At 71.0% G+C, this 21,611-nt stretch carries 19 protein-coding genes; 9 read left to right on the top strand and 10 right to left on the bottom strand.

What is annotated here, in order from left to right; translation table 11 throughout:
- The first annotated feature begins 24 nt into the window (after positions 1-24).
- From ACFCY7_RS03385 to ACFCY7_RS03375, 3 genes are read left to right on the top strand one after another with little or no spacing between them, the layout of a single operon-like run.
- Positions 25-843, top strand: a complete 819-nt coding sequence (locus ACFCY7_RS03385) for a phosphatase PAP2 family protein (protein WP_376480887.1) — start codon at positions 25-27, stop codon at positions 841-843.
- Entirely contained in the window at positions 786-3,248 is a 2,463-nt protein-coding gene (locus ACFCY7_RS03380) for an McrB family protein (protein WP_376480885.1), read from the top strand. Before ACFCY7_RS03385 ends, ACFCY7_RS03380 begins: the two co-directional genes overlap by 58 nt.
- Before the next feature lie 4 nt (positions 3,249-3,252).
- Positions 3,253-4,527: an McrC family protein gene (locus tag ACFCY7_RS03375; protein ID WP_376480883.1), complete on the top strand. Its 1,275-nt coding sequence runs from the start codon at positions 3,253-3,255 to the stop codon at positions 4,525-4,527.
- 9 nt (positions 4,528-4,536) lie between these two features.
- Here ACFCY7_RS03375 and ACFCY7_RS03370 read toward each other — a convergent pair whose 3' ends face one another.
- The 8 genes from ACFCY7_RS03370 to ACFCY7_RS03335 form a co-directional block, all read right to left on the bottom strand.
- Positions 4,537-6,279 carry a chitinase gene (locus tag ACFCY7_RS03370; protein WP_376480959.1) on the bottom strand — a complete coding sequence of 581 codons (1,743 nt, stop codon included), beginning with the start codon at positions 6,277-6,279 and terminating at the stop codon, positions 4,537-4,539.
- A 255-nt stretch (positions 6,280-6,534) separates the two neighbouring features.
- Positions 6,535-7,014, bottom strand: coding sequence for a hypothetical protein (locus ACFCY7_RS03365; RefSeq protein ID WP_376480882.1), 480 nt, complete (start codon positions 7,012-7,014; stop codon positions 6,535-6,537).
- Positions 7,015-7,129: 115 nt separating this feature from the next.
- Positions 7,130-8,548: an NAD(P)/FAD-dependent oxidoreductase gene (locus ACFCY7_RS03360; protein ID WP_376480880.1), complete on the bottom strand. Its 1,419-nt coding sequence runs from the start codon at positions 8,546-8,548 to the stop codon at positions 7,130-7,132.
- Positions 8,549-8,584: 36 nt separating this feature from the next.
- The gene (locus tag ACFCY7_RS03355; protein ID WP_376480878.1) at positions 8,585-9,382 is read right to left on the bottom strand and encodes an ABC transporter permease; all 798 of its coding nucleotides are present in this window, start codon (positions 9,380-9,382) and stop codon (positions 8,585-8,587) included.
- Positions 9,382-10,311: an ABC transporter permease gene (locus tag ACFCY7_RS03350; protein ID WP_376480876.1), complete on the bottom strand. Its 930-nt coding sequence runs from the start codon at positions 10,309-10,311 to the stop codon at positions 9,382-9,384. The genes ACFCY7_RS03355 and ACFCY7_RS03350 overlap by 1 nt, the downstream gene beginning before the upstream one ends.
- The gene (locus ACFCY7_RS03345; RefSeq protein ID WP_376480875.1) at positions 10,308-11,477 is read right to left on the bottom strand and encodes an ABC transporter ATP-binding protein; all 1,170 of its coding nucleotides are present in this window, start codon (positions 11,475-11,477) and stop codon (positions 10,308-10,310) included. The genes ACFCY7_RS03350 and ACFCY7_RS03345 overlap by 4 nt, the downstream gene beginning before the upstream one ends.
- A gap of 44 nt (positions 11,478-11,521) precedes the next feature.
- Positions 11,522-12,769, bottom strand: a complete 1,248-nt coding sequence (locus ACFCY7_RS03340) for a PotD/PotF family extracellular solute-binding protein (RefSeq protein ID WP_376480873.1) — start codon at positions 12,767-12,769, stop codon at positions 11,522-11,524.
- Between the two features lie 49 nt (positions 12,770-12,818).
- Positions 12,819-14,333 carry a gamma-aminobutyraldehyde dehydrogenase gene (locus ACFCY7_RS03335; RefSeq protein ID WP_376480871.1) on the bottom strand — a complete coding sequence of 505 codons (1,515 nt, stop codon included), beginning with the start codon at positions 14,331-14,333 and terminating at the stop codon, positions 12,819-12,821.
- A gap of 175 nt (positions 14,334-14,508) precedes the next feature.
- On the opposite strand from ACFCY7_RS03335, the gene ACFCY7_RS03330 reads away from it, so the two are divergent.
- Positions 14,509-15,057, top strand: a complete 549-nt coding sequence (locus ACFCY7_RS03330; protein ID WP_376480870.1) for an NADAR family protein — start codon at positions 14,509-14,511, stop codon at positions 15,055-15,057.
- Between the two features lie 179 nt (positions 15,058-15,236).
- On the opposite strand, the gene ACFCY7_RS03325 is transcribed toward ACFCY7_RS03330, so the two are convergent.
- Positions 15,237-15,932 carry a DUF4190 domain-containing protein gene (locus tag ACFCY7_RS03325; protein WP_376480868.1) on the bottom strand — a complete coding sequence of 232 codons (696 nt, stop codon included), beginning with the start codon at positions 15,930-15,932 and terminating at the stop codon, positions 15,237-15,239.
- 75 nt (positions 15,933-16,007) lie between these two features.
- Between ACFCY7_RS03325 and ACFCY7_RS03320 the strand changes: the two genes are divergently transcribed.
- The 5 genes from ACFCY7_RS03320 (at position 16,008) to ACFCY7_RS03300 (ending at position 21,032) form a co-directional block, all read left to right on the top strand.
- Positions 16,008-17,039, top strand: coding sequence for an adenosine deaminase (locus ACFCY7_RS03320; RefSeq protein WP_376480866.1), 1,032 nt, complete (start codon positions 16,008-16,010; stop codon positions 17,037-17,039).
- Positions 17,040-17,058: 19 nt separating this feature from the next.
- Complete coding sequence (locus tag ACFCY7_RS03315; RefSeq protein ID WP_376480864.1) at positions 17,059-17,748, top strand: glycerophosphodiester phosphodiesterase; 690 nt, start codon at positions 17,059-17,061, stop codon at positions 17,746-17,748.
- 130 nt (positions 17,749-17,878) lie between these two features.
- Positions 17,879-19,045, top strand: a complete 1,167-nt coding sequence (locus tag ACFCY7_RS03310; protein ID WP_376480862.1) for a sensor histidine kinase — start codon at positions 17,879-17,881, stop codon at positions 19,043-19,045.
- Positions 19,042-19,725, top strand: coding sequence for a response regulator (locus ACFCY7_RS03305; protein ID WP_376480860.1), 684 nt, complete (start codon positions 19,042-19,044; stop codon positions 19,723-19,725). The genes ACFCY7_RS03310 and ACFCY7_RS03305 overlap by 4 nt, the downstream gene beginning before the upstream one ends.
- A 128-nt stretch (positions 19,726-19,853) precedes the next feature.
- On the top strand, positions 19,854-21,032 hold the full coding sequence (locus ACFCY7_RS03300) for a serine hydrolase domain-containing protein (protein ID WP_376480858.1): 1,179 nt from the start codon (positions 19,854-19,856) through the stop codon (positions 21,030-21,032).
- On the opposite strand, the gene ACFCY7_RS03295 is transcribed toward ACFCY7_RS03300, so the two are convergent.
- A complete protein-coding gene (locus ACFCY7_RS03295; protein ID WP_376480856.1) occupies positions 21,029-21,571 on the bottom strand; it encodes a hypothetical protein in 543 nt (180 codons plus the stop codon). The two genes, ACFCY7_RS03300 and ACFCY7_RS03295, sit on opposite strands and share 4 nt — an antisense overlap.
- Between the last annotated feature and the right edge of the window lie 40 nt (positions 21,572-21,611).

The raw sequence follows: 21,611 nt of genomic DNA, 5'->3' as shown, positions 1-21,611 counted from the left end.
TTCTCTGGCGTACGGTTTCTGCAGATGAGAGAAACACCCCGGGCGGAGCCTCCCCAGCCCCGTCCACACCGTGCCTTCGCGCACACCACCGGCGCCTCGTGCTCCGGGACTCCTCACCGATCGGATGGCCGCACGCCCCATACCCCCCGGGGCGCGCGGCAGCCCGATCCCCTCGGCCGCCCTGGAACCACCCCCCCTGTTCCAGGGCGGCCGGCTCTCTTCTCGGCGCTCGTCGCCCTCGCCGTCGTGACCTGGCAGGTGCTCGTCCACGGCCCCTTGGCCAGGCTCGACGAGCGGGTGTCCCGCGCGGTGGTGGACTCGGTCCCCCGGCGCCTCGGCGAACTCGCCTCCGACCTCGGCAACATGACGGTCGCCCTCCCGGTCCTGGCCTGCGCCATGGTCTACGCCGTCCGGCGGGGCCGCCGCGCCGCCGCCCTCCACGCCGGCCTCGCCATGGCCGCCGTACCGCTGCTCGTGATCCCCCTCAAGGAGTGGACGGCCCGCCCCGGCCCGCTCGAACCCTGGGCCCACGGCTACTACCCGTCCGGACACACGGCCACCGCCATGGTCGCCTACTTCGGCGCGGCCTTCCTCGTCTCGAAACGCCTGATCCCCGTCGCCGCCGTGCTGACGGCGGTGACGGGGACCGGACTTGTCCTACGGGGCTTCCACTGGCCGCTGGACGTGCTGGCCAGCCTCTGCCTGGGACTCATCCTGCTGAGGTGGCCCGTCCTCGCGGCGCGGTACGGTCGTCCCGCACCGCGTGGCAGCAAGGGGGAGGGCACATGGGGGACGGAGCACGACGGTTCGCCGTCACGGTCGGAGGACGGGCGTACGAGCTGATCCCCTCCGGGGGAGACGTCATCCTTCCGACCCAGGGCAGCAAGATCCATCACGATGCAAGCTGTACGCATCTGACGGATGCCGACCGACTCCCGCGTCATCCCGATCCGGACGGGTTGTTGTGGCGGCGTCTGCTCGACGCGGAGGACGCCGCCGCGCACGCCCTCTCCACCGGACTGCTCAACCAGCGGGGCCGACCGGTCACGGGCGTCTGTTCCTGCGCGCTGCGGCCGGTCACCGAGAGCCATGCGGAGAGCCTTCCCTACTGGCCGATCGACGACGCGCTGCAAGTCTTCGACCGCTCGCGCCACCAGGCCGCCGTCGAGGCGGCGGACCGCGAAGCGGAGGAGATCCGGGCGGCCTTCCCCTGGGAGGAGTGGCCGACGCTGTCGCTCGACCGCTACGCCCTGGGGCAGCCGGACAGCCCCGGCCAGGTCTACAGCCACGCGCTCGAGTTCGGCAGCAAAGCACTGGGCAGCATCACGGGCGGTACCGCCAAGAAGCACTTCCTGTACCGACAGAACCACGGCGCCTGGTGGCACGACAGACGCTACGGGAACGTCGCCGAGGCGTGGGAGCAGGTGCGGGCCGGGATCGTCGCCGCCGTCACGGCGGCCCACAAGGGCCGGGTGCGGGACATCGACGACATCGTCGCGGTGCGTTCCGGGATCATGGTCGTGGCGAAGACCCTGCGTGTGTACGCGCCCGAGGCGACGCTGCCGGTGTACTCAGACAGCTTCACCCACCACTATCTGGACCGGCTCTCGCCCGGGTCTGCGGCGAAGCTCCAGCCGTTCGCGCGCAAGGAGCTGCTCAAGTCCCTCATCGACGACGATCCGCGGTTCGAGGGCTGGCCGCCCCAGCTGGTCTGGCAATTCCTCGACTGGTGGGCACCCGCACGGCGGACGGTCGCCCGGGTGGTCAGGATCGGAACGTCCGACCCCCGGAGCGACTGGGGCTACTTCGAGGCCGACGGAATCGCCGCCGTCGGCAGGGACCGCGTCGGCGATCTGCACCGCTACGCCGACCAGGAGGAGTTCGCCTCGGCGTACGTCTCGGCGTATGCGGACTCGGGCCTGTCCGGGCAGAAGCTCACGGCTCAGGCCGCCGAGGTCTGGCGCCTCCTCGACCTGCGGGTCGGCGACCGAGTGGTCGCGACCAGCGGCAAGAGCGAGATCCTCGGTGTGGGCCGGGTCGTGGGCAACGGCTACACGTGGCTTCCCGGTCGCGGCCCCGGGCGCCCTCCGTGGCACGCGGTCACGGTGGAGTGGGACGAGGAGTCCGCGGGCAAGCTGGACGAGCCGGTGGCCGACTGGGGCACGAGCACCGTGACGGACGTCCCCGCACCGCTGTGGCGGAAGATCCAGGGTGCCGCGGCCGCCCGGCGTGTCGGCGCCCAAGACGACACCCCCGAGGACTCCGCCGAGCCGGTGGAGATTCCGCCGCTCGACGACGACCTCCAGCGCATCGACGATGCCCTGGAGCGGCGCGGTCAGGCCGTCCTGTTCGGCCCCCCGGGAACCGGGAAGACCTTCCACGCGCTTCGCTACGCCGTACGACGGCTGGGTGAGCTGTCCGAGGACCTGCCCGGGGTGGACCCGCTCGCGGAGCCGGGCGGCACGGCGTTCGGCGCGACCGTCGAGGCGCTGACCGGGTCCGGGCGACTCACCGTGGTCACCTTTCATCCGAGCTACGGCTACGAGGACTTCGTCGAGGGCCTGCGTCCGGTCAAGGGCAGCGCCGGACTTGCCCTGGAACCCACCCCCGGCGTCTTCAAGCGGGTCTGCGAGACGGCGGCGGCCAATCCCGGCCAGCTGCATCTGGTGATCGTGGACGAGCTGAACCGGGGCAACCTCCCACGCATCCTCGGCGAGCTGATCACCATCCTCGAGAAGGACAAGCGCGGGCTCCCCGTCACTCTGCCGCTGACCGGTGACTCCTTCCGCGTTCCGCCGAACGTCCGCCTCCTCGGCACGATGAACACCGCCGACCGGTCGGTGCGGATGCTCGACTCGGCCGTCCGCCGGCGGTTCGCGTTCCTCGAACTCCTCCCCGACTCAAGGCCGCTGCGGGAGCGGCGGGTGGACCAGCTGCACCTCGCGGACTTCCTCGACGAACTGAACCGGCGCATCAGGACCCACCTCGACCGTGAGAAGCAGATAGGCCACGCCTTCTTCCTGCCCGAGGGCGAGGCCGTGTCCACGGCAGCCGAGTTCGCCGCGATCATCCGGGGCGAGATCCTTCCGCTGCTCCAGGAGTACGCGTACGACGACTACGGCCTTCTCGCCGCCTTCCTGGGCGAGGGGCTCGTCGACACCACCGCCCACACCCTGCGGGAAGTCTCCGACGAGACCCTGGTGACCCTGCTGTACGAGGAGCTCCAGGTCGGCGCCGGTGCGGAGTGACGGCGTGCTCGAACTCGTCGAGTACGGCACCGGGGTCTTCGACGACGTCCGGCTGACGCACGCCGACCGGCTGCTGCTGGCCGACACCGCGTTGGGTTCGCGCCTGCGGGTGCGTGAGCTCTCCGGTGGCCGGGTGGAGGTGACCGCGTACCAGTACGTGGGCACCGTGCGTCTGGAGAGTTGCGAGATCCGTGTGCGGCCGAAGTACCTGGGAACCGATCTCGACGTGCTGCGGATGATGGACCACGCGTGGGGCGGCGCGCATGTCCCGCTCCCCGCGGTCCAAGGCTTCGCGGGCGGTGCTCCGAACCTGCGCGACCTGGTGTGCCTCATGGTCACCGAGCATGGTGAGCGGCTGCTGAGCCACGGGGTACGGCGCGACTACCTGGCCGTGGAGGACGACCTGCGGGTCGTCCGGGGCCGACTTCTGCCCGACCGTCAGCTGCTGCGTCATCACGGCCGGCTGGATCGGCTGGCCTGCCGGTTCGAGGAGCACGACGCGGACATCACCGACAACCGTCTCTGTGCGGCCGCGCTGGCGGTGGCGGCGCGGACCGCGCGGGCCCCGGCCGTCCGGGCCCGTGCCCGCCGCGCCGCGGGACTGTTCGCGCAGCATGCGCCGACCCCGCCGGGGGATGTCCGGGCGGCACTGTCGACGCTGGAGTACCACCGCCACAACGAGCACTACCGGCCCGCGCACCTCTGGGCCGGTCTGCTCCTGTCGGGTGGCGGAGTGGACGACCTGTTCACGTCCGGGCCGCTGGCCTCCCGTACGTTCCTCGTCGACATGAACCGGCTGTTCGAGGCGTTCGCCACCCGGCTACTGGAGCGGGGAGCAACGGGATCGGGGCTGCGGGTGGACAGCCAGGTGCGGCAGTCGAAGGTCCTGTACGACGAGCGCACCTGCCGGAGCCACGGCTCCGTACGACCTGACGTGCTGATCTCCGGCCTTCGGGCAGGCGGACCGTTACGGCTGCCGGTGGACGTGAAGTACAAGCTCTACGGAGAGAAGAAGCTCTCTCCCGAGGATCTGTACCAGGCGTTCTTCTACGCCCATACGCTCGGCCGTCTGGAAGAAGGAGTTCCTCCGGTCTGTGTTCTGCTCCACCCGGGTGATGCTTCGGTGGAACAGGGGCGGGTCGCCGTGCGCACGATCGAGGGGCCGGTGACGGCCCGGGTGCGCTCTGTTCCGGTGGACCTCCGCTCGGTTCTGGCGGAACTGGCCGGGCCGGAACCCCATCTGGTTCCGGCCCGCCTTTTTCGGGACGTCCTCCCGTAGAGCTTTCCGTCAGCTCCAGTTGTACGCGTCGAAGTTCTTCGAGAAGCCCCACTGGTTGTAGCGGTCCCAGTTGATCGACCAGGTCATGAGGCCGCGGAGGGCGGGCCAGGTGCCGTGGGTCTGGTAGGTGCCGCAGTTGGTCTTCTTGGTGAGGCAGTCGAGGGCCTTGTTGACCTCGGCCGGGGCCGTGTGGCCGTTGCCGGCCTGGGTGGAGGCGGGGAGGCCGATGGCGACCTGGTCGGCGCGGAGGGCGGGGAAGAAGCGGTCGGTGTTGCCGGCGACGGGGAAGCCGGTGAGGAGCATGTCGGTCATGGCGATGTGGAAGTCGGCGCCGCCCATGGAGTGGTACTGGTTGTCGAGGCCCATGATGGAGCCCGAGTTGTAGTCCTGGACGTGCAGCAGGGTGAGGTCGTCGCGGAGGGCGTGGATGACGGGCAGGTAGGCGCCGGCGCGGGGGTCCTGGCCGCCCCAGGGGCCGGAGCCGTAGTACTGGTAGCCGAGCTGGACGAAGAAGGTCTCCGGGGCCATGGTCAGGACGAACTTGGCGCCGTACTTGGCCTTGAGGGTCTTGACCGCCTGGATCAGGTTGACGATGACGGGGCTGGTCGGGTTCCTGAAGTCGGTGTCGCCGGTCTGGAGCGAGAGCGAGTGTCCCTCGAAGTCGATGTCGAGGCCGTCGAGGCCGTACTCGTCGATGATCTTCGAGACGGAGGAGACGAAGGTGTCGCGGGCGGCGGTGGTGGAGAGCTGGACCTGGCCGTTCTGGCCGCCGATGGAGATGAGGACCTTCTTGCCGGCGGCCTGCTTGGCCTTGACGGCGGCCTTGAACTCGGCGGCCGACTCGACGTTCGGGCACTCGGTGGCGGAGCAGAGGCTGAAGCGGATGTCGCCCGAGGTCACCGAGGTCGGTTCGCCGAAGGCGAGGTTGATGACGTCCCAGGAGTCGGGGACGTCGGCCATGCGGGTGTAGCCGGAGCCGTTGGCGAAGCTGGCGTGGAGGTAGCCGACGAGGGCGTGGGCGGGCAGGCCGCCGCCCCCTCCGCCGCCGCCGGAGGTCGTGGTGGCGGTGACGGCCGCGGACTTCGGTGACTCGCCGGCGGCGTTCACGGCGGTGACCTGGAAGGTGTACGGGGTGGAGGCGGTGAGTCCGGTCGCGGTGGCCGAGGTGCCGGCGACGGTCTGGACCTTGGTGGCGCCCTGGTAGACGTTGTACGAGGTGGCGCCGGAGACCGCGGCCCAGGTCAGCGGCACGGTGGTGGAGGTCGGGGAGCCTGCCGCGAGACCGGTGGGGGCGGTCGGGAGCTGGACGGGGTCGCCGCCGGGGCCGTACAGGGAGAGGTCGTCGGCCTGGTAGGCGGGGGTGCCGTACCAGCCGTGCGTGTAGATCGTCACCGAGGTGGTGGCGGCGCCGGTGGTGAAGGTGGTGGCGAGGCGCTGCCAGTCGGGGGCGGAGCCGGTCCAGGTGGAGACGTCGGTGGTGCCGGTGCCGGTGGCGCCGAGGTAGACGTAGCTGCCGCGGACCCAACCGCTGAGCGTGTACGAGGAGTTGGGCTTGACGGTGACGGTCTGGGAGCAGCGGGCGTTGTCGCTGCCGGCCGGGGTGGCCTGGAGCGCCTTCGTCCCGCCGTGGACGGGCGAGGAGACGGCGGCTCCGCTGCCCGCCGTGCAGGTCCAGCCGTCGAGGCCGGCCTCGAAGCCGCCGTTGCGGGCGAGTTCGGTGTCGGCGGCCTGGGCGGCGGGGGTGAGCGCCATGAGCCCGCCGGCGGCGAGGGCGCCCGCCAGTAGCAGGGTGAGGGGTCTGGTGCGGTCCACAACTGCCTCCGGGGGTGGGGGAATCGAGGTGGGAGCGCGCCACAGCATGGTCCAGACCAATCAAGTGGTCAAGACCTCTGCTCGTCGTTCGTTCGCGCCGGACGGTCCCCGAACTCCCTTTCACTCGCGCCGGATCCGCGCCCGAAGCAACGTTTCGCCCAGGTCGGACCGCACCCGAAGCGCCGCCCGTCCGCGTCAGATCGCGCCGGCCCCCCCTTCACCCCTGGCGAGCTGCCCCGCCGCCTCGTGCATCGCCAGCTCCAGGAGCGAGGCGTCGTTGAGGGTGCCCACGCCGTCCGGGGTGACCAGCCAGCGCACTCCGCCGGTCGACCGACCGGGGTAAGGGACCACGATCCAGGTGCCGGTGCCGGCACTGCGCACCCCGGTGCCGATCCAGCGGGCGGCGGTGCCCGCGGGGACGAAGAAGCCGATCCGGGATTCGCCGAAGTCGGCCAGGACGGGCCCCGGCCGGTCCACGAGGCGGGTCAGCACGTCGAGGGTGGGGTAGCCGAGTTCCGCCGGGAGGATCAGCACGTCCCAGCGCCGACCGGCGGGCAGCAGCGCGACCCCGTGCGGGTTGCGTTCCCACTCCCACCGGCAGGCGTCGGGATCGGGTGCGACCGAGGCCAGCCACTCCACCGCATTCTTGGCACCAGAAGCCCCCGTACCGGTCATCACAACGATCTCCTCTCCGTGTGGACGCGGTGTCCACACGGAGAGAGCGGGTACGGGGGCTCCTCTTACGCGGGTTCGGCTACCCGTCGGTTGTGACCTGCGTCACATGTCGGGCTCAGCTGTCGAAGCCGAGGCCCAGCCGGTCCATCGCCTTCAGCCACAGGTTGCGCCGACCGGCGTTCTCGTCGGCGCGGGCCAGCGCCCACTTGGTGATGCCGATGCCGGCCCAGGCGATCGGCTCGGGCGGGAACGGCAGGGGCTTGGAGCGGACCATGTCCAGCTCGGTGCGCTCGGTGCGCTCCTCCGCGAGCAGGTCGAGCATCACGTCCCCGCCGAAGCGGGTGGCGCCGACGCCGAGGCCGGTGAAGCCGGCCGCGTACGCCACCTTCCCCTGGTACGCCGTACCGAAGAAGGCGGAGAAGCGCGAGCAGGTGTCGATCGCGCCGCCCCAGGCGTGGCTGAAGCGGAGCCCCTCCAGCTGCGGGAAGCAGCGGAAGAAGTGCTCGGCGAGCTTGAGGTACGTCTCCGGACGGTGGTCCATGTCGGCGTTGAGCTTGCCGCCGAAGGGGTAGATCGCGTCGTAGCCGCCCCAGAGGATGCGGTTGTCGGCGGTGATCCGGAAGTAGTGGAACTGGTTGGCGGAGTCGCCGAGGCCCTGCCGGTTCTTCCAGCCGACGGAGGCGAGCTGCTCGGGGCTGAGCGGCTCGGTCATCAGCGCGTAGTCGTAGACCGGGACGGTGAACGGCCGGACGCGCTTGACCAGCGACGGGAAGACGTTGGTGCCGAGCGCGACCTTCCCGGCGACGACACGGCCGTACGGGGTGCGCACGCCCATGCCGGCGCCGAAGGAGACCAGCTCCAGACCGGGGGTGTTCTCGAAGATCCGCACGCCCAGGTCGAGGCAGGCGCGCTTCAGGCCCCAGGCCAGCTTCGCCGGGTTGAGCATGGCGACGCCGCGGCGGTCCCAGAGGCCGCCGAGGAAGGTCGGCGAGTCGACCTCGGCCCGGACGGCGTCCCGGTCGAGGAGTTCGAGGCCGTCCGCGAGTCCGAGCCGGTCGATCTCCGCGTACATCTCGGCGAGTTCCTCGACCTGGTGCGGCTCGGTGGCCACGTCGATCTCGCCGGTGCGCTCGAAGTCGCAGTCCAGGGAGTAGCGGGCGACCGCCTCCTCGATGCCGTCGAGGTTGCGCTCGCCGAGCTCCTCCAGCTTCGGCAGCTCGCCCGGCCAGCGGGCGAGCCCGTTGCCGAAGCCGTGGGTCAGGGAGGCGGCGCAGAAGCCTCCGTTGCGGCCCGAGGCGGCCCAGCCCACCTCGCGGCCTTCGATCAGTACGACATCCCGGGCGGGGTCGCGCTCCTTGGCGAGGAGCGCGGTCCACAGTCCGCTGTATCCGCCGCCGACCACGAGGAGATCGCACTTCTCGGTGCCGGTGAGGGCGGGCAGGGCGCCGGGCTTGCCGGGGTCTTCCAGCCAGAAGGGGACGGGCTGGGCGTCGGAGAGAGATTGTGCAGCGAGACGCATGGCGACTGGGGCCATGGTTTCCAACTCCTTCGGTGCCTGAGCGGCCTTCGCTCAGGCTGTTGCTGTTTTCTTGCGCCGGTTCGCGATGATCTGCCCGGCCACGACCATCAGTACCGCGAGGACGAACATCGCGGTGCCGATGACGTTGATCTGAACGGGGGTTCCGCGCTGCGCCGAGCCCCAGACGAACATGGGGAAGGTGACGGTGTCGGGACCCGCGTTGAAGTTGGTGATGATGAAGTCGTCGAACGAGAGCGCGAAGGCGAGCAACGCGCCGGCGGCGATGCCGGGTGCGGCGATCGGCAGGGTCACGCGCAGGAAGGTCTGGGCGGGGCCCGCGTAGAGGTCCCGCGCCGCTTCCTCCAGGCGGGGGTCCATGGACATGACCCGGGCCTTGACCGCCGTCACGACGAACGACAGGCAGAACATGATGTGGGCGATCAGGACCGTCCAGAAGCCCAGCTCGATCCCCATGTTGAGGAAGAGGGTGAGCAGCGAGGCGGCCATGACGACCTCGGGCATCGCCATCGGCAGGAAGATCAGCGAGTTGATCGCGCCGCGCGCCCGGAAGCGGTAGCGGACCAGCGCGAAGGCGATCATCGTGCCGAGGACGACCGCGCCGATCGTCGCCCAGGCGGCGAGCTGGAGCGAGAGCGAGAGCGACTCGCACATGTCGGCGACGCCGCAGGGGTCCTTCCAGGCGTCGAGCGAGAACCGCTGCCAGGAGTAGTTGAAGCGCCCGTTCGGCTTGTTGAACGAGAACACCATGACCACGATGTTCGGGACGATCATGTAGGCGAGCGTGAACAGGCCCGCCAGGACGACGAGGTTCTTTCGGAGCCAGCGCATCAGACCAGGTCCTCCGTTCCCGCCTTGCGGATGTAGAGGCTGACGATCACCAGGACGATCGCCATGAGGATGAAGGAGAGCGCGGCCGCCGTCGGGTAGTCGAGGACGCGGAGGAACTGCGACTGGATGACGTTTCCGATCATCTTGGTGTCGGTCGAGCCGAGCAGTTCGGCGTTGACGTAGTCGCCGCTCGCCGGGATGAAGGTGAGCAGGGTGCCGGAGACGACGCCGGGCATCGACAGCGGGAAGGTCACCTTGCGGAAGGTGGTGGACGGGGACGCGTACAGGTCCTGCGCTGCCTCGTGCAGCCGGCCGTCGATCCGCTCCAGGGAGGTGTAGAGGGGCAGGATCATGAACGGCAGGTAGTTGTACGTGAGGCCGCAGACCACCGCCATGGGCGTGGCGAGCACCCGCTCGCCGTCGGTCCAGCCGAGCCAGCTGGTCACGTCGAGGACGTGCAGGGCGTTCAGCAGGTCCACGACGACGCTGTCGTCGGCCAGGATCGTCTTCCACGCGAGCGTCCTGATGAGGAAGCTGGTGAAGAAGGGTGCGATGACGAGGACGAGGAGCAGGTTGCGCCAGCGGCCCGCCTTGAAGGCGATGAGGTACGCGAGCGGGTAGCCGAGCAGCAGGCAGAGCAGGGTCGCGGTGCCCGCGTACAGCACCGAGCGCAGGAGCTGCGGCCAGTACTCCGTGAAGGCGTCCACATAGGTCTGGAAGTGCCAGGTGACCTTGAAGCCCGCTTCCAGGCTGCCCTCCTGGACGGAGGTGGAGGCCTGGTAGACCATCGGCAGCGCGAAGAAGACGAGCAGCCAGACGATGCCGGGGAGCAGCAGCAGGTACGGGACGAGCCGCTTGCGGGTCGAAGGCTTGCGCAGAACCGGTTCCTCTATCGGAGGCGCTTCCTTCGTCAGCGTGGGAGTGCTCATCCGGCGTCCTCCACCGTCTCCACGCCCGCGTCGATGTCCTGCGTCGCGTCGAGCCCGAAGGTGTGGGCCGGGTTCCAGTGCAGGACGACCTCGGCGCCGGGGACCAGGCGGGTGTCGCGCTCGATGTTCTGCTCGTAGACCTGGAGTTCCGCGCCCGCCGGCGAGTTCACCACGTACTGGGTGGAGACGCCGATGAAGGAGGAGTCGGCGATCCGGCCGGTGACCCGGTTGCGGCCGTCGGAGATCGAGCCCGCGTCGTCGGCGTGCGCGAGCGAGATCTTCTCGGGGCGGACGCCGACGAGGACCTTGCCGCCCTGGCGGACGGCGGAGGTACAGCGGTCGCCGGGGATCCGGAGCTTGCCGCCGCCGGCCGTGGCGAGCACGTCCGAGCCGGTCTCCAGGACCTCGGCCTCGATGAGGTTGGAGGTGCCGAGGAAGTTGGCGACGAAGGTGGTCTGCGGGTTCTCGTACAGGTCGGCGGGGGCGCCGAGCTGCTCGACCCGGCCGCCGTTCATGACCGCGACCTGGTCGGCCATGGTCATGGCCTCCTCCTGGTCGTGGGTGACGTGGACGAACGTGATGCCGACCTCGGTCTGGATCCGCTTGAGCTCCAGCTGCATCTGACGGCGCAGCTTGAGGTCGAGGGCGCCGAGCGGCTCGTCGAGGAGCAGCACCTGCGGGTGGTTGATGAGCGCGCGGGCCACGGCGACGCGCTGCTGCTGGCCGCCGGAGAGCTGGTGCGGCTTGTGGTGGGCCTTGTCGCCGAGCTGGACGAGCTCCAGCATGTCGTCGACCTGCTTCTTCACCGACTTGATGCCGCGGCGGCGCAGGCCGAAGGCGATGTTCTCGGTGATGTCCATGTGCGGGAAGAGCGCGTAGGACTGGAAGACGGTGTTGACCGGCCGCTTGTACGGCGGGAGGTCGGTGACGTTCGTGTCGCCGAGGAAGACGGTGCCGGTGCTCGGGTCCTCCAGGCCGGCGATCATGCGCAGTGTGGTGGTCTTGCCGCAGCCGGAGGCGCCGAGGAGGGCGAAGAAGGAGCCCTGCGGGACGGTGAGGTCCAGCGGGTGGACGGCGGTGAACGAGCCGTACGACTTGCTGATCCCGGTGAGACGGACGTCGCCGCCGCCAGTGTTCTTTCCGGTGTGAGCAGTCTTGTCAGTCATGGGTTGCGGTCCCAGGGGAGTGAGAGAGGTGGACGACGTCGGGCTCAGGCGCCGATGAGCTTGGCGAACTTCTCCTCGTACGCCGTCTCCTCCGCGCTGGTGAGCGAGCGGAAGGCGTGCGACTTCTTGGCCATGGCCTTGTCCGGGAGGATCAGCGTGTTGTTCGCGAGCTCGGGGTCGATCTTGGAGAGCTCGTCCTTCACCCCGTCGACGGGGCAGACGTAGTTGATGTACGCGGCGAGCTGGGCGGCGACGGGGAGCTCGTAGTAGTAGTCGATGAGCTTCTCGGCGTTCGCCTTGTGCCGGGACTGCGCGGGGACGAGCAGGTTGTCGCTGGAGGTGATGTATCCGGCGGACGGGATGGCGTAGCGGATGTCCGGGTTGTCGGCCTGGAGCTGGATGACGTCGCCGGCCCAGGCGAGGCAGGCAGCCAGGTCGCCCTTGTCCAGGTCGGAGGTGTAGTCGTTGCCCGTGAAACGGCGGATCTGCTTCTTGTCGACGCCCTTCTGGAGGCGTCCGATCGCCGCGTCGTAGTCGGCGTCCGTGAACTTCCCCGGGTCCTTGCCGAGGTCGAGCAGGGTCATGCCGACGGAGTCGCGCATCTCCGTGAGGAAGCCGACCCGGCCCTTGAGGGACGGGTCGTCCAGGAGCTGGGTGACCGAGTCGACCTTCTTGCCGCCGGTCGCCTTGATGTTGTACGCGATGACGGTGGAGATGCCGGTCCACGGGTACGAGTAGGCGCGGCCCGGGTCCCAGTCGGGGCTGCGGAACTGGGTGGAGAGGTTCGCGTACGCGTGGGGCAGGTTCGAGGCGTCGAGCTTCTGCGCCCAGCCGAGCCGGATCATCCGGGCGGCGAGCCAGTCGGTGACGCAGATCAGGTCGCGGCCGGTGTCCTGGCCGGCCGCGAGCTGTGGCTTGAGCTTGCCGAAGAACTCGACGTTGTCGTTGATGTCCTCGGTGTACTTGACCTTGATCCCGGTGCGCTTCGCGAACGCCTCCAGGGTCGGGCGGGACTTCTCGTCCTCGCTGACGTCCATGTACTCGGTCCAGTTGGAGAAGGCGACGGTCTTCTCCTTGGCCGACACGTCGATGGACGCGGCGCCCTGGCCTTCCCGCTTGGCCGGCGGGATCCCGCAGGCGCTCAGGCCGGCGAGGCCGCCGACGGTGAGCGCGCCGACGCCACCCGCGCGCAGCATCGATCGACGGCTGAGGGCGCCCCGGCCGTTCGTCATGCTGCGCCGTATCGCCGCCAGCTGCGCTGCGGACAGGCTGTCGGGCTCGTACTGCTCCATGCGCTGTGCCCTTTCGGGATGGGTGGGCCGCTGGTCGGGCGGCGAGCTGCTATCGGTCCCCGAAGATCGTGCGGTGCCAATCCTTGGCCGCCACCGCCGTGTTGTCGAACATCACGTGCTTGACCTGCGTGTACTCCTCGAAGGAGTACACCGACATGTCCTTTCCGTAGCCGGATGCCTTGGTGCCCCCGTGGGGCATCTCGCTGATGATCGGGATGTGGTCGTTGACCCACACGCAGCCCGCCTTGATCTCCCGCGTGGCGCGGTTGGCGCGGTAGACGTCGCGGCTCCAGGCGGAGGCGGCGAGGCCGTACGGGGTGTCGTTGGCGAGCCGGATGCCCTCGTCGTCGCCGTCGAAGGGCAGGGCCACCAGGACCGGACCGAAGATCTCCGACTGCACGACCTCGCTGTCCTGCGCGGCGCCGGTGATCAGGGTCGGACGATAGTACGCACCGTCCTTGAGGTCGCCACCAGGGGCTTCGCCGCCGGTGACGACCGTGGCGTAGCCGCGGGCGCGCTCGACGAAGGCGGCGACGCTGTCGCGGTGGCGGTGGCTGACGAGCGGGCCGAGGTCGGTGTCCGCCGCGAAGGGGTCGCCGACGCGGACGGTCTCCATCAGTTCGGCGACCCGGGCGACGAAGGCGTCGAAGAGCGGGCGCTGGACGTACGCGCGGGTGGCGGCGGTGCAGTCCTGGCCGCTGTTGATGAGGGAGGCGGCGACGGCGCCGTGGGCGGCGGCCTCCAGGTCGGCGTCGTCGAAGACGACGAAGGGGGCCTTGCCGCCGAGTTCGAGGTGGAGCCGCTTGACGGTGGCGGTGGCGACCTCGGCGACGCGCTTGCCGACCGGCGTGGAGCCGGTGAAGGAGGTCATGACCACGTCGGGGTGGCCGACGAGGTGCTCGCCGACGACCCGCCCGGAGCCGCTGACGATGTTGATCACACCGTCGGGGATGCCGGCCTCCTTCGCCGCCTGCGCGAACATCAGCGAGGTCAGCGGGGTGAGCTCGGCGGGCTTGAGGACGATCGTGTTGCCGGCCGCGACGGCCGGGAGGATCTTCCAGGCCGCCATCTGGAGCGGGTAGTTCCAGGGGGCGATGGAGCCGATGACGCCGATCGCCTCGCGCCGGATGTACGAGGTGTGGTCGCCGTCGTACTCGGCGGCCGACTGGCCCTGGAGGTGGCGGGCGGCGCCGGCGAAGAACGCGGTGTTGTCGATCGTGCCGGGCACGTCGAACTCGGTGGTGAGCTTCAGCGGCTTGCCGCACTGGAGCGACTCGACCCGCGCGATGTCGTCCGCCCATTCGGCGAGGACGCCGGCGAGGCGGTGCAGCGCGTCGGAGCGCTCGCCCGGGGTGGCGCCCGACCAGCCGGGGAAGGCCGCCTTGGCGGCGGCGACGGCGTCGTCCACGTCGGCCGTGGACGCGAGCGCGTAGGTGTACACGCTGGCCCCGGTCGCCGGGTCGATCACGCTGTGTTCCTGACCGGAGGTTCCGGCCCGGAGCCGCCCGCCGATGTACTGTGCGCCGTCCGCGAAGCGGTCCGTCACCTGGAAGCGGTTGCCCATGACGCTCTCCGTTGTCCCAGCTCGAATTGAGTGCCGATCCTGACATGGGGAAAGTGCCTCAACAAGTGATTCCGTTGTTGCCTTTTGGTTACGCGACGGAATCGGTGGACCATGTGTCGAGGCAGCCGGAAAATCTCCGTACGGAATGTCCGTGGCGGCTGCCACACTCGCATGCATGAACAAGATCGACGAGCTGACACAGCAGGTCAACAGGGGTGACCGTCCGAAGTGGCTGCTCTTCTGGGGCCACCGCCCCCACCCGGACGGGCGCCTTTCCGCGAGCTGCCTGAGCCAGTGGTGGCCGGCCCCCTTCACGGTCGACGGAACGGCGTACGCGACGGCCGAGCACTGGATGATGGCGGCCAAGGCGCGCCTCTTCGGCGACGCCGACGCCGAGCGCGCCGCGCTGACCGCCCGTACCCCCGCGGAGGCCAAGAAGGCGGGCCGGCTCGTCCGGGGCTTCGACGACGCCGTGTGGGAGCGGGAGCGGCTCGGGATCGTCGTCGAGGGCAGCGTCCACAAGTTCTCCTCGAACGAGGCCCTGCGCGCGTACCTCCTGGGCACCGGCGACCGGGTCCTGGTGGAGGCCAGCCCGGTGGACCGCATCTGGGGCATCGGACTGGCCGCCGACGACCCCGGCGCCCACGACCCGGCCCGCTGGCGCGGCCTGAACCTCCTGGGCTTCGCCCTGATGGAGGCCCGGGACCGGCTGCACGGCGCCTGACCCGCGAAGGTCGCCGGGGGCACGCGCGACGGGCACCGGGCGCACGGAAGGGTTCCGCGGGCACACGCACAACGCCCGGGCGCACGCACGGCGCCCGGGCACGCGCGACGGGCGCCGCACGCGCGAAGGCCCCGTACCTCGGTGAGGTGCGGGGCCTTCGCGTGCCGTACGGGCTCGGCTCAGCGCTCGATCTCGAGCACCAGGCTCGACGAGAACGGGTCGTCGGTGCCGGAGTCGTCGTAGGACGAGGAGTCCTGGGCGATGGCCCAGATGATGAAGCCGAGGAAGACGGCGCTCACCACGGTGCCGATGGAGCCGAGCACGATGCCGGCGATGGCCATGCCCCGGTTCGTCGCCTCGCCCCGGTTGACCTTCTTCAGGCCTATGACGCCGAAGATCAGCGCGAGGATGCCGAGGATCATGCCCAGGCCGTACATGCAGAATCCGGCCACCGCGATGATGCCGAGCACCATCGCGGTCGTCCCCATGCCGTTGGACGGCGACTGCTGCCAGCCCTGCTGGCCGTACCCCGAGCCGTAGCCCGGGTACCCGTAGCCCGACACCGCCGGGGCCGTCGGCGCGACCGGCTGCGGGGCCGGGGCCGCCGGGTAGCCGTACGCGCCGGGCGTGGCCGGCGGGTAGCCGTAGGCGTCGGGCGTGGCCGCGGGGCCACCCGGGGCGACCGGCGGCGGCGGGACGTCGCCGCCGGGGCCGGTGGCGGCCGGCATCGACGTGACCGTCATCTGGTCGTGCACGGGCGGTGGCGTCGGCGTAGGCGTAGGCGACTTGCTCAGTTCCACCCCGTCGCGGTTCGGCGGAGCCCACGGGTCCGCCGGGTCGTACCCGCCCTGCGGCTGGTCTCGGTTGTCAGACATGGGCCTCCCCCATCGTGGTCACGCCATGCTACGACCTCCACCCTGCGGGGGACCCGCCCGGCCTACGATGATCCGATGACCGATCTCCACCCCTTCATCGCCGGCCTTCCCAAGGCCGAACTGCACGTCCACCACGTGGGCTCCGCCTCGCCGCGGATCGTCGCCGAACTCGCCGCCCGGCACCCCGACTCCAAGGTCCCCACGGACCCGGAGGCGCTGACCGACTACTTCACGTTCACGGACTTCGCCCACTTCATCGACGTCTACCTGTCCGTCGTCGACCTGGTCCGCACCCCCGAGGACGTCCGGCTGCTGACCTTCGAGGTCGCCCGGGACATGGCCCGGCAGAACATCCGGTACGCCGAGCTCACCATCACCCCCTACTCCTCCACCCGCCGCGGCATCGACGAGCGCGCCTTCATGGCGGCGATCGAGGACGCCCGCAAGGCGGCCGAGGTCGAGTTCGGCACGGTCCTGCGCTGGTGCTTCGACATCCCCGGCGAGGCCGGCCTCGCCTCCGCCGAGGAGACCGCGCGGCTCGCGACGACCGACGGGCTGCGCCCCGAGGGCCTGGTCTCCTTCGGCCTCGGCGGCCCGGAGATCGGCGTGCCGCGCCCGCAGTTCAAGCCGTACTTCGACCTGGCCCGCGCGGCCGGCCTGCACTCCGTCCCCCACGCGGGCGAGACGACGGGACCGGAGACGGTCTGGGACGCGATCCGCGACCTGGGCGCCGAGCGCATCGGCCACGGCACCAGCTCCGTGAAGGACCCCGAGCTCCTGGCGTACCTCGCCGAGCACCGGATCGCCCTGGAGGTGTGCCCGACGTCGAACATCGCGACCCGGGCCGTCGCCACCCTGGAGGAGCACCCGATCCGGCAGATGGTCGACGCCGGCGTCCTCGTCACGGTCAACAGCGACGACCCGCCGATGTTCGGCACGGACCTCAACAACGAGTACGCCGTCGCCGCCCGCCTCCTCGGCCTCGACGAGCGCGGTGTCGCCGCCCTCGCCAAGAACGCGGTCGAGGCCTCCTTCCTCGACACGGCCGGCAAGGCCCGGATCGCCGCCGAGATCGACACGTACACGAACGACTGGCTGGCGCGCTGACGGCGACGAGAATGGGGCCATGCGCTCCGTCACTGCCGTAGGCCATCGCGGCGACCCGTACCGCGTCCGTGAGAACACGCTCTCCTCGATCGCCTCGGCGATCGAGCGGGGGGCGGACGCCGTCGAGATCGACGTCCGGCTGACCGAGGACGGCGTGCCCGTCCTCCTCCACGACGACACCCTGAAGCGCCTGTGGGGCCACGACCGGCCCCTCGCCGCGCTCTCGTACGAGCAGGTGCGCGAGCTGACGCACGACGGGGTGCCGACCCTGCGCGAGGCGCTGCTCGCCGCCGGGGACCACCGGCTGATGCTGGACCTGCCGGGCGGGAACGAGGACTCGGTCCGCCGGATCGTCGGCACGGTCCGCGAGTGCGGCGCCGGTGAGCGGGTGTACTACTGCGCGGGGGCCGTCGCCATGCTCCAGGTGCGGGCCGCCGACCCGGCCGCCGAGATCGCCCTGACCTGGACGACGCTCGCGCCGCCCCGGCCGGTGCTGCTCGACGCGGTGCGACCCAGGTGGCTCAACTACCGCTTCGGACTGGTGAGTCGGGAGCTCAGCGAGCGGGTCCACCGGGACGGGCTGCTGGTCTCCTCCTGGACGGCGGACACCCGGCGCAGCATGCGTAAGCTGATCTTGAACGGGGTCGACTCCATCACCACGAACCGCGTCGACGCCCTCGCCGCCGTCCTGCGAAAGGCCTCCGCGTGAACGACCGAGAGAACGACCGCGCGAACGACCGCGTGATCGACCGCGTGATCGACCGCGCGAACGACCGAGCCCGAACCGTCGCCGCCCCCGGCCCCGGCTCCCGGGCGTGCGCCGTGAGTGCCGAGCGGTAATGGGCATACGGGGGGATCTGAGGAACCACTGGGAGCGCACCCGGAGTTGGGGTGCGGCGAACCCGTGGGCGGTGGACATCGGGATCGCGCTCCTGGTGCAGGCGGCGATGACGATGCCGTTCGTGGTGCCGCGCGGGCCCGAACTCGAACCGGCGACCTGGCCCGCGTACGGCCTGACGGCGCTCACCGTGCTGCCGCTGGTCTGGCGGCGGCGCGCGCCGCTCGCCGTCCTGCTCGCGATCCTGGCGGCCAGCGCGCTGTACAAGCTGGCCCTGGAGGGACCGGGTCAGCCGCTGCCGTACACCGGGCTCGTCAGCGTCTACACCATCGCCGCGCTCGCGCCGGCCTGGCAGCGGCTGACGACGGCGGCGCTGCTGGTGGTCGCGGTGCCGGCCTCGGTGTGGCTCAACACCCAGTCGGCGCGCGAACTGACCTTCTCGCTCTTCGTGTTCGGCGCCGCGTACGTCTTCGGGCGGCTCCAGGACGCCCGGCAGCGGGCCCACCGGATCGAGGCCGAGCAGGCCGCCGCACGCGAACGGGCCCGGATCGCACGGGAGATGCACGACATCCTGTCGCACGCGGTGAGCCTGATGATCGTGCAGGCCGAGGCCGGTCCGGTGGCGGTGCGGGCGGCGCCCGCGCGCGCCGAGGCCGCGTTCGAGGCGATCTCGGAGACCGGCCGCGAGGCGATGGCCCAGCTGCGCCACATGCTGGGGCTGCTGCGCGAGGGCGACGAGGGCGCGGCCCCCAGGGAGCCGCAGCCGGACCTCGGCGGCATCCCCGACCTGGTGGAACGGGTGCGGGCCAGCGGCCTCGCCGTCGGGTACGAGACGGAGGGCGGGGTGCGGGCGCTGCCGGCGGCGACCGGCGCGAGCGCGTACCGGATCGTCCAGGAGGCGCTGACGAACGTGGTCAAGCACGCCCAGGCCCGCGCGGCGGACGTCCGGCTGGCCTACGGGGACGGCGTCCTGCGCGTCACGGTGACGGACGACGGCCGCGGCCCCCGGCCCGGGTCCGGCGGGCACGGGCTCGTCGGCATCAGGGAGCGGGCCGCCGCGCACGGCGGGACGGCGGCGATGGGCCCGGGCCCGGGCGGCCGGGGCTTCGAGGTGCGGGTCCTGCTGCCCGTGCCCCCGGGAACGGACACGGTGGAGGTGGGGAGATGACGATCCGGGTGGTGGTCGCGGACGACCAGGAACTGGTCCGGAGCGGCTTCGCGATGATCCTGGACGCGCAGCCGGACATCGAGGTGGTCGCGGAGGCCGGGGACGGGGCCGAGGCCGTCGAGGCGGTGCGCCGGCTCGCGCCCGACGTGGCGCTGCTGGACATCCGGATGCCCCGGACGGACGGCATCGAGGCCTGCCGGGTGATCAGCGCGGAGTCCGGCTGCCGGACGGTGATCCTGACGACCTTCGACACCGACGCGTACGTGTACGAGGCGCTGCACGCGGGCGCGAGCGGCTTCCTCCTCAAGGACGTGCGCCGGGACGACCTGGTGCACGCGGTACGGGTGGTGGCGGCGGGCGACTCGCTGCTCGCGCCGTCGGTGGCCCGCAGGCTCGTGGAGCAGTACACGGCGGGCGGGCCGCGCGGGACGGCCCCGGGCCCCGACCCCCGGCTCGACGTGCTGACCGGCCGCGAGCGGGAGACGCTGCTGCTGCTCGCGCGCGGGCTGTCCAACGCGGAGATCGCGGCGGAGCTGGTGGTCAGCGACCACACGGTGAAGACGCACGTGGGCAACGTCCTGGCCAAGCTGGGGCTGCGCGACCGGATCCAGGCGGTGATCTGCGCGTACGAGACGGGTCTGGTCTCGGCGGGTTCTCCCCCGCCCGGGGGAGGCGGGTAGCCCGCTCCTCCCCCGTGTCGGCGAGGAACCGGCCCGCCGGAGACCACCGGTGCGGGCGATCCGCGGAGCGCCGCAGGTCAGCAGGATGGAGCCATCGAGAACAACGGCTCACACCACCGGAGTTGACCATGAGGAAGTCCACCCGCACGCTGCTCGCCGCCGCCCTGGTCCTGGGCGTCGCCTCCGGGCCGGCGCTCACCCCGGCCTTCGCGGCGGCACCCCCGGCGGCCGCGTCCCAGGCGGCCGCACCGGCCCCGTCGAGCCCGGACCTGAGCGCGGTGATCGCCGGGCTGCCGCGCGCCGACGCGACGGCCGCGCTGGTCCGGGTCGGCGGCTCCGAGGGCTCGTGGCAGGGCAGTGCGGGCGTGCACGACCTGGAGTCGAACGCCCCGGCGGACCCGGCGGCCCGCTTCCGGGCCGGTTCGGTGACGAAGGTGTTCACGGCGGCGACCGTGCTCCAGCTGGCCGCCGAGGGCCGGATCGACCTGGACCGCTCGGCCCGCTCGTACCTCCCGGACCTGATCCCCGGCCGGTACGCCCGGGTGACCGTGCGCCAGCTCCTGAACCACACCCACGGCATCCCGGCCGCCGACATGCCCGGTGAGACGGTGGAGGAGTGGTACGCGAACCGGTTCGTCGTCCACACCCCCGAGGAGATGGTCCGCTCGGCGACGGCCAAGCCCCGCGAGTTCCGGCCCGGCACCCGGCAGCACTACCTCAACATCGGCTACACGGTCGCCGGCCTGATCGTGGAGCGGGTCACCGGCGACTCGTACGCGCACCAGGTGGAGCGCCGGATCCTGCGGCCGCTCGGCCTGCGCGACACGTACTTCCCCGGTACCGCCGCCGGGATCACCGGGCCCTACAACCACGGCTACCAGACCATGCGGCTCGACGACGGCACGACCGGGCTCCGCGACGTCTCGGAGTGGGGGGCGACGGACGGCTGGGCCGCCGGCGACCTCGTCTCGACCACCGCCGATCTGGAGCGGTTCACCCGGGCCCTGTTCAAGGGCCGGGTGGTGCGGGGTCCCCTCCTGGAGGAGATGTTCACCCTGCCGAAGGTGACGGACCTGAAGTCCGGCGACCCGGCCGCGTACTCCGTCGGCCTGTCCATGAAGCGGCTCGGCGGGCGCGAGGTGTGGGGAAAGACCGGCGGCCGCTGGGGCTACAACACGGCCATCGCCTCGACCCGTGACGGTTCCCGCACCCTCGTCTACAGCGTCAACGCCACCGACGCCAAGGGCCAGGACATGAACCGCACCGCCCTGACCCTGATGGTGTCGGCCTACGGCCTCCCCGACTAGGCGGCGGGCACGACCCGCGGGGCGGCCGCCGCCGGAGCGGCCTCCAGGCGCTTGATCAGCCGGCGTACGTGGAGCAGCGGCAGGATGCCGATGACGCCGAACGACATGTCGATGACCGACCACCAGAACGGGATGCCCCGGACGGGGCCGCAGATCAGGGCGAGCGGGATGACGCCGACGCAGGCGATCATCCCGAACTCGACGACCCAGATGTTGCGGACGGGGTCGCGGTACACGCCGTAGAAGGCGACCGCGATGACGAGGTGCGCGAAGGCCAGCCAGTCGGTGCCGTAGAGGACGTACGGGGCCTGCGCGTCGGTTGCCTCAAGGCCGCCCCGCACCCGGTGGATCCACTCGGCGAGCCCGGGGAGCAGATCGGCCACGGGCGAGGCCCAGCCGGTCAGCGCGGAGTCCAGGAGCCGGAGTTCGGTCACGAGCGGGAAGGCGGTGGCCCCGCTCAGGACCAGGCAGACGACGAAGACGATCAGCCAGACGCGGATGCTCTTGAGAAGGGCTCTCGGCCCGTTCGTGTCGCTCACGGGAACAACGTACACCCCACTTGAACGTGTTCAGAAAAGC

It is taken from the genome of Streptomyces sp. NPDC056361 (assembly GCF_042262805.1).
Lineage (GTDB): Bacteria > Actinomycetota > Actinomycetes > Streptomycetales > Streptomycetaceae > Streptomyces.
The sequence above is the reverse complement of the archived record's forward strand: the minus strand, read 5'-3'. Positions and strand labels throughout refer to the sequence as shown.